Genomic DNA, 5,773 nt, shown 5'->3' with positions numbered 1-5,773 from the left:
GTCGAGATGGACTACATGCCCGGCCTGCTCGCTAGCGAAGAAGAGCTCGACCGCATCACCGAATCCTTCGCCCAGCTTCCCCTCCGCAACCCGAACGGCACCACCGGCATCAACATCCACCTGGAGAAAGAGAGATGGCTAAAATCCCCACCTTGAGTTTGGTATTTTTGCCATTGTCTTCCTTGATTTGTTCAAGATCTTGAGCCAAAATCCTCACTTCCTCTTTCTAAAATCTAGTTTTTAAAAAAATAGGCTATCTACCAGAAGTAGATAGCCTATTTTTTATGAGATGCTTGGGTGCTTACGCTTTCAATTTGTCAAACTTTGCTTTGACATTCGCCTTGAATTCTTCAAGCTTAGCCTTGCGTTCGGCTTTACGTTCAGCCTTCATCTGTGCACGCGCCTGGTTGTAGAGGTCTTCTTGGACTTGCAGAGCTGCTTCGATTTCGGCTACGACGGTTGCTACATCCCAACGCACGATTTGGGTGTCGTACTTGGTGAAGTAAGCATCGATGACTGCTTCGTTGTCTTCTTGCACCAAGGCAACAACGGCTGTTTCACCGTTAGTCAATTTTTGAGAAACAACGTCAATCAGGCCAGCTTCTGCCGTATCAACGGTAGCACCAGCAACCAAACCATTGAGGCTACCAATACCATAACCAAACAAGACGCCGATAGGACCACCCAAAAGCCCGATAACTGCACCGAGCAAGCCACCTTCTAGGGTTGCATCCGTCGTTGAATCTTCAAAATCATAGCGTTCTTTTTCAACGATATGACCGTTTTCATTTTTGACCAGGGCGATTTGAGCAACCTTGGTCGTCTGAGTTTGGCGGAAAGCCTTCAAATCTGCAAAGGACTGATAAGCTTCGCTTTCGGTGTTAAAGACTGAAATTACTAGGTTTTCCATAGTTGGTACCTCGTTCCTAAAGACTATATATACATTGTAATACAGTTCTCTTTTTTGGGAACTACTTTTTGCGACAATTTACCTCGGCGGCAGCCGGTAGGCTGAGTCCTAAAGCAAAGGGGCCCGGCATCCAATATGGATGCCGGGCCCCTTTCTGCCTACTGTGGCGGCCGCGCTATCGGGTAATGGTTGCGGAGGCGCTTGCACCCGCCAGATCCCGGTAGGTGTACTCGCCGTCATCGGTCAGCTGCATCGCAACGGTGCCGCTGGTGAGCTGAACGGTCGTGGTCAGGGTGTAGCTGGAGGTCACCTCGGTGAAGTACACCGGAACCTGCGAGGCCAGCACCTGTGCGTAGCGCACGGGGCCGTTGGCGGTCGCGGTCAGGAAGTCCGAGGTGCGGATATCCAGCACGCCGGTCCAGGTGTTGCCCTCGATGACCGGCTCGTAGAACTTCGCCGCGTAGGCCACGCCGTTGAAGGCGCTCACTGCCGGGTTATTGGTCTTGGCGCCGCCCTCGCTCTTGGCCAGCGCGGCCACCTCGGCGTCGTTGTCGGTGTCCCACAGCAGCGGCGCGGTGACGTCTTCGGCGGTGGGGAAAGTGAACTCGAAGGTCACCTGCAGGTGCGCCGAGCCGTACAGGTAGGTGCTGCCCTGGAACTCGCCCTTGGAATTGATGGGGGCGGAAATCCACAGGCCGGCACCGCCGTACAGGCCCGCACCGACGCTACCGCCGGGGGTGAAGGTGCCGCCGCCTGCGCTCTTCGGGCTCGTGGAGGTTGCGGTCACGTTGGGCACCTGCACGGTGTAGGAGTCCAGGCCGTAGCGGGTGTCGAAATCGTTGGAGGGGTTGGAGTTGAAGGCCTGGGTGAAGACACCGAACTTCAGGGTCGGGGTCTCCGGCACGTCGGTGGAGGCCGCGTAGGCGGGTACGGTTGCGGCGGTTGCGACGACCGGGGCGCTCCAGAGAGCACCCTTGACGAGGGAGCGGCGGTTTACGCCGCGCTTGCCGGAAGCGGGGGTGCTGTGACTGGTCTGCTGTTGAGACATGTAATTATTCTTTCTTCCACGGGTGAATACGGTGATGCACGTGATACGAATTACTGATACTGTAGTGTAATTCAGCTCAACTTCAAAATTGTCTCAACTTTAAAGCAGGTTTTCTGCAATCTTCGGCTAAAGCTCACGAAGTGATGCGGCGGTAGCTCACGAGGCGCCCCGTCGGCCTGCAAACGACTCGCTACCCGCACGGGTACGAACACCGAAGAACGAACACTGCCGTCCATCCCGCGTGCCCGTCACGGGTATCGCATCCTCACACCATCACACATCAAAGGACAGATTCATGGCCTCTCTGAAGCGCGCACGTATCGCGTTTGCCTCCCTGGCGGTCCTCTGCCTGGGCGCGGTCGCCGCCCCGGCAGCCAACGCCTACAACCCCGACATCGACGGTGACGGCATCCCCAACACCTGGGAGATGAAGGGTTACGACGCCGATGGCGACGGCAAGATCGACGTCGACTTCCCCGCACTGGGCGCCGACCCCAACCACAAGGACATCTTCGTCGAGATGGACTACATGCCCGGCCTGCTCCCCAGCGAAGAGGAGCTGGACCGCATCACCAAGATTTACGCCGACCTGCCCATGCGCAACCCCGACGGCACCACCGGCGTGAACATTCACCTGGACGCCGGTAGCGCCCGCAGCGCCAAGTACAACCTCGGCGGCGGCAACGAAATCACCCACCAGGAGCTCGACAGCGAGTTCAACGCACTCAACAGGATTAAGGCCTCCGAAGGTAAGTTCAACCCCGCCCGTGAAGGCACCTTCCACTACGTCATCTGGGGCGACTACTACGACAACAGCACCTCCTCCGGCATCGCTAACTTCGGTGGCCGTAACCTCATGGTCACCGTGGGCCCGCACTTCTGGGGTAAGGCAACCAGCGATATCCGCGTGGCGGTGTTCGTGCACGAGCTCGGCCACAACCTGGCGCTGAGCCACGGCGGCTGGGACGAGATCAACTACAAGCCCAACTACCTGAGCGTCATGAACTACCAGTACACCCTCACCGGCGTGCCCATGGCCGACGGTAGCCGCTACTTTGGCTACTCCACCGCCGAGTACCGCATGCTGAACGAGGCGAAGCTCTACGAGGCGCGCGGCTTCGGTCCCCGCGCGGCCGGCTTCCTGTACAAGGGCAAGCCCGCTGACGGTCCCATCGACTTCAACGGTAACGGCAAGATTGATGCCGAGCCGGTCTCGGTGGACCTGAACGGTGACGGCATGATCTCGAACCTGGGCGCGGCGAACGACCTGAAGATGATCCGCTTCCAGGCGACCGAGCACCCCGAGCTCGAGAAGGGCCCCAAGCAGATTGAGCCGAGCGGTATTACCGCCGAGTACGCTCGTTCCCTGGGCCTGATTAACTAGGCGGTCGCCGGGGCGAAAGGCCTCGTCAGTACCGTTAAACAACAGGGTGCGGATACCGAACGATGATTCGGTATCCGCACCCTTGTTATGTATCGCGACTCCTATGCAGGGGCCGCGCCGGGGCTGTGCCGGAGTCTTGCCGAGGCAAACCGCCGGGGAGCCCAAGCAGGGAGGCTAGGCCGCCTCGCGCTCCTCTTCTCGCTGCACGCGGCCGGTCTCCACCAGCACCTGCGCGATGTGGCCCAGCGCCTCCTCGTTCTGCAGCGAGGAAACGTCACCCAGGGGGCGGCCCTGGTACAGCTCACCGAGCAGGCGGCGGGTAATCTTACCCGAACGGGTCTTCGGGATATCGGCAACCGCCACAACGTCCTTGGGCTTAGCGATCGGGCCGATGTGCTCACGCACGTGAGCCGTCAGAGCCGCCTTCAGCTCGTCCTCGGTCAGGGCCTTGCCCTCGTCGGTGAGCGTCACGTAAGCGACCGCCTGGTGGCCGGTCAGGTCGTCCTCCACAGGGCAGACGCCGGCCTCCACCACAGCCGGGTGGGTGACCAGGGCCGACTCAATCTCAATCGTGGACAGGCGGTGACCCGAAATGTTGATCACGTCGTCGATACGGCCGAGGATGTACACGTTGCCTTCCTCGTCTTCCTTTGCGCCGTCACCGGCCAGGAACCAGCCGCGCTCGCCGTAGTGGCGCCAGTAGGAGTCCAGGAATCGCTGCGGGTTCTGCCACACGGTGCGGGCCATGGAGGGGCCAATCTTATCGACCACGATGAAGCCCTGCCTACCCGGCTCCACCGGGTTGCCGTGCTCATCCACCACGCGGGTGGACACGCCCGGAACGGCGCGGGTAGCGCAACCGGGCAGGGGGGTGCAGTGCGGGGTGCCCACCGGGTAGGTGCCCTCGGGGGCGAAGGCCGGGTCGTGCGGGCGCGGGGAGCACACGGTCGAACCGGTCTCGGACTGCCACCAGGTGTCGATGAAGGATGCGGTGCCGCCACCCACGTGCTTGCGCAGCCAGCGCCACGCCTCCGGGTTGATGGACTCACCCACCGAACCGAGCAGGCGCACGGTCGAGAAGTCGTACTTGCCGGGCTCGGGGCCGTCGGGGAACGCGCCCATGAGGGAACGAATCAGGGTGGGGGCGGTGTAGTAGTTGGTCACGCCGTAACGTTCGATGACCTCGAAGTGGCGACCGTAGTGCGGGGTGTTCGGGGTGCCCTCGTAAATCACCTCGGATACGCCGTTAACCAGCGGGCCGTAGATTTCGTAGGTGTGCGCGGTCACCCAAGCGAGGTCGGCGGTGCACCAGTGAACGGTGGATTCAACCTTCTCGGGGTCGTTGACGGCCGACAGCTCGTCGGGGCGCAGCACGCCGTTCTCATCCACGTAATCCGGCAGCAGATCGTAGAGCAGAGCGTGGGTGTACGCGGTCTGCACCAGGTATCCAGCCATGGTGTGCACCAGGCCCTTGGGCTTGCCGGTCGTGCCGGAGGTGTAGATGATAAACAGCGGATCCTCTGCGTCGTGCAGCTCGTAGGCGTGGGTGTCGGGCTGGTCGTCCACCAGGTCGTGGTACCAGACGTCGCGACCCTCGGTCCAGGGAACCTCAGCGTGCGCTACGGGGTCGGAGGCGCTGGTGCGGTCCACCACGATGACATGCTCGATGTTGTTCTCACCCGAGCATGCCTCGTCGGCGTTGACCTTCACGGGAACAACCTTGCCGCGGCGGTTCTGGCCGTCGGTGGTGACGAGCACCTTCGCACCGGTGTCTTCCACACGGAACTTCAGTGCCTCGGCGGAGAAACCGCCGAACACGAGGGAGTGGATCGCGCCAATACGCGCGCAGGCCAGGGTGAAGATAATGGTTTCGGGAATGACGGGCAGGTAGATGACCACGCGGTCACCCTTGCGCACGCCCAGGGACAGCAGACCGTTGGCGGCCTTCGCGATGCGGCGCTGCAGCTCGGCGTAGGTGATGGCCTCGCGGTCGCCGGGCTCACCCTCGAAGTAGAGGGCGACCTTGTCGCCGCGGCCCGCCTCCACGTGGCGGTCCACGCAGTTGTAGGCGACGTTGAGCTTGCCGCCCTCGAACCACTTAATCTCGGGAACAGTGAACTGCTCGATGCCCTCCTCGTCGAAGCCGAGGGACTTCGGCTTCTCGAAGCGGTGCGCGGTGTGCCAGGGCTCAGCCCAGGTGAGTCGCTGCGCCTGCTTCTCCCAGAACGCGACGCGTGCCTCGTCAGATTCGAGCGCGGGGTTCGGGGTGGGGTTCAGCGGGTCGGTGAACGAAAAGGGGGTGGGCAGTCCCATATCTCTCCCATCGGTAGCTGGCATTAGCACCCTTGCTCGCGCTGCCTACTCGTGTGTGCGGATGCGCGAGGGGGTTGCTGCGACGTCATGGAGCCAGGTCTCTCGGTCGCTCTGGATG

General features: G+C 61.3%; 4 protein-coding genes, 1 pseudogene and 1 riboswitch. Of the genes and pseudogenes, 2 read left to right on the top strand and 3 right to left on the bottom strand.

Annotation, left to right across the window (positions count from 1 at the left end):
- Window positions 1–126: pseudogene (locus tag HMPREF2874_RS09600) on the top strand (pyridoxal kinase); the annotation flags it as partial.
- A gap of 175 nt (window positions 127–301) precedes the next feature.
- Here the strand turns inward: HMPREF2874_RS09600 and HMPREF2874_RS00475 are convergent.
- Both HMPREF2874_RS00475 and HMPREF2874_RS00470 read right to left on the bottom strand, forming a co-directional pair.
- The gene (locus HMPREF2874_RS00475; protein ID WP_070648388.1) at window positions 302–910 is read right to left on the bottom strand and encodes a DUF1269 domain-containing protein; all 609 of its coding nucleotides are present in this window, start codon (window positions 908–910) and stop codon (window positions 302–304) included.
- Between the two features lie 175 nt (window positions 911–1,085).
- A complete protein-coding gene (locus HMPREF2874_RS00470) occupies window positions 1,086–1,958 on the bottom strand; it encodes a transcriptional initiation protein Tat (RefSeq protein ID WP_070648386.1) in 873 nt (290 codons plus the stop codon).
- A 295-nt stretch (window positions 1,959–2,253) separates the two neighbouring features.
- Here HMPREF2874_RS00470 and HMPREF2874_RS00465 point away from each other — a divergent pair, with 295 nt between their 5' ends.
- Window positions 2,254–3,342, top strand: coding sequence for a zinc metalloprotease (locus HMPREF2874_RS00465; protein WP_070648384.1), 1,089 nt, complete (start codon window positions 2,254–2,256; stop codon window positions 3,340–3,342).
- A 174-nt stretch (window positions 3,343–3,516) separates the two neighbouring features.
- Here HMPREF2874_RS00465 and HMPREF2874_RS00460 read toward each other — a convergent pair whose 3' ends face one another.
- The gene (locus tag HMPREF2874_RS00460) at window positions 3,517–5,655 is read right to left on the bottom strand and encodes an AMP-binding protein (RefSeq protein ID WP_070648382.1); all 2,139 of its coding nucleotides are present in this window, start codon (window positions 5,653–5,655) and stop codon (window positions 3,517–3,519) included.
- Window positions 5,656–5,659: 4 nt separating this feature from the next.
- Window positions 5,660–5,773, bottom strand: a riboswitch (SAM riboswitch).

Source organism: Rothia sp. HMSC068F09 (assembly GCF_001812775.1).
Lineage (GTDB): Bacteria > Actinomycetota > Actinomycetes > Actinomycetales > Micrococcaceae > Rothia > Rothia mucilaginosa_A.
Note: the sequence above shows the minus strand (reverse complement) of the source record. Positions and strands in the feature narration are given on the sequence as shown.